Source organism: Mycobacterium gordonae (genome assembly GCF_001417955.2).
Classification (GTDB): domain Bacteria; phylum Actinomycetota; class Actinomycetes; order Mycobacteriales; family Mycobacteriaceae; genus Mycobacterium; species Mycobacterium gordonae_B.
Genome location: NZ_LKTM01000163.1, coordinates 1 through 1903 on the forward strand (window position 1 = coordinate 1; position 1903 = coordinate 1903).

At 60.0% G+C, this 1903-nt stretch carries 2 protein-coding genes; one reads left to right on the forward strand and one right to left on the reverse strand.

The features are described from left to right. Positions 1-72: 72 nt before the first annotated feature. A complete protein-coding gene (locus tag AO501_RS38020; RefSeq protein WP_197419843.1) occupies positions 73-735 on the reverse strand; it encodes a hypothetical protein in 663 nt (220 codons plus the stop codon). 613 nt (positions 736-1348) lie between these two features. On the opposite strand from AO501_RS38020, the gene AO501_RS14115 reads away from it, so the two are divergent. Further along, entirely contained in the window at positions 1349-1666 is a 318-nt protein-coding gene (locus AO501_RS14115) for a hypothetical protein (RefSeq protein WP_156452552.1), read from the forward strand. The last annotated feature ends 237 nt before the right edge of the window (positions 1667-1903 follow it).

The following is a 1903-nucleotide window of genomic DNA, read 5'->3' on the forward strand; positions in this document are numbered from 1 at the left end:
CCACCCCACCGGGCCGCCAAACCAGCAGGTCAGCCAAGTGCCGGTCGGAAAACGCTCCGGAGGTGACCTAATTCAGGTCAGAGACCAGATAGTCTGGCCGAATGCAGTAAACGGCGGTCGGACTCTGCGGGATTGAACTTCGGTCTGATCCCCAGTTTCACGAAGGACTGCCTCGACTTTTTGTGCAGCGACCGACGGTTCGCCGAGGCTGCTCCACAACGATTCAGCTGCCGCGTTGTCCGAGTCGGTGATCGCCGCGACCATGTTCTGGCTTACTTCCGTTTGGTTTGTTTCCCGCAGCACGGCGATGGCTAAAGGCACTTTGATCGTCGACCAGGCCTGCCCTGCTGGCCAATCGCCGAGGACCCTGGCTCTTGCATCTGCCCCCACGGCGCTGATCGCGATCGCTACCTTGCCGCGCATCCTTTCTCGCAATTGGCCGAAGTCGGCTTCCAGAGTGTCGGTGGAGGCGGGGGCGGATGCTTGCGGGACCGGCGTCGGTTGCGGCGCCAAGGCGCCACCGGGTGATGTCGTGGCCGACTGTGCGACGCGGTCACCGCCATGACCTTTCGTTGCATCGGTTGCTACCGCGAAGTAGCCAGCCATGACAACGACACCGGCACTTAGGCTTGCCAAAACCACGCGGTGATGGGGGATCGGGAAGTGCCTGCCGGCAGCGGTGTCATCGCGATGGCGTCCGCCGCGTTGCTGCTTCTGCGCCGATCGATCAGGCATGGCACTGATTGCCGTCTTTGGCCACGCAGCAGTCTGACACGGCGGGAATGTAAGAAAGCACCGTCTTCATAACGTAGGCACGTCAGTTCTGGCCACCTCATCGAGTAGATCCCGTGTCTTGGGGAGCCCAACGTCGAGTCGAAGCCGCCATGGGCCGTCGATGCGTGAGAAAACGAGAAGCGCTCCGGTGTCATTCAGATCCGCCCGCAGACGAACTTGGTCTGGATCGCCGGCCTCAATCCACCAACCCAGCCGTGGCACCACCCTGAGTTGGTGGGGGTCGTCTTCGGGACGGGCAAACCAACGCATCGCCATAAGGTAACGCGGCGAGCTATAGAAGCACTAAGCCCCCGATCACGAGCACCGCGCCTACGATCCCGATGAACCGTCTGATGCTCACGGTTGGGAGGTACCAGATGGACTGACCGACAAACGTGTAGCGATTCGGTATTTGCACCAAGTCTTCGTTGACGCGACGAAGAATGGTTGCCTACGGCGGTTGCCTTGCCTTCAATGGCGTGTAAGCCACGGGCGTGCAGTTCTAGAACTGCCAACAGTTGGCGGCGCACGGCAGACTTGCTAGTTAAGGTCGGTGTACTTAGGGGAGTTAGCTATGACATCCATTGGAAGAGCTGGAGTCACCGGGGCCGCGTTGTTGGTGGTCGCGTGGGTTATCGCAGCACCGACCGCACAGGCGAACGAGTATTCCTGCGCTAACGCTGCCGCGGCAAACGGCTACGTCAACGAGAACAAGTTCCTCTGGCAGATTGAGCAGGACTGCAAGGTCGCATATGCCATCGCCTACCCAGGCGGCATTAATACGCAAGCTGAGGCCGCCGCCGCTGTAGCCGCTGCAAAGCAGTATTTGCGTTCACTCGGGTACGACGCCGCGACGGTAGAACAGATGGACATCGCTGGGCACGGGGTGTAATCCGCCGCGTTCGAAGTGCCTTTGGCCGCTTAAGCGGGAATTGTGACCGCTCCGAGGTCGGGTAGATCGGGTGACAGGGATTGCTACACCTGATTTACGACCCAATTACCGTCCTTCCAGTAAATTTCCACCATGTAATGATCAACACCACCGCCGAGACCCCTGCGTGCCAGGGTGAGTTGAGTCCAGTGGTTCATAGCAAACCGGCCTGATGCAGGGCGAGATACGGATCAACAC

What these genes read in the sequence shown, in the direction of transcription:
- AO501_RS38020 (WP_197419843.1), bottom strand. Translation starts at nt 735, where the DNA reads ATGCCTGATCGATCGGCGCAGAAGCAGCAACGCGGCGGACGCCATCGC.
- AO501_RS14115 (WP_156452552.1), top strand. Translation starts at nt 1,349, where the DNA reads ATGACATCCATTGGAAGAGCTGGAGTCACCGGGGCCGCGTTGTTGGTG.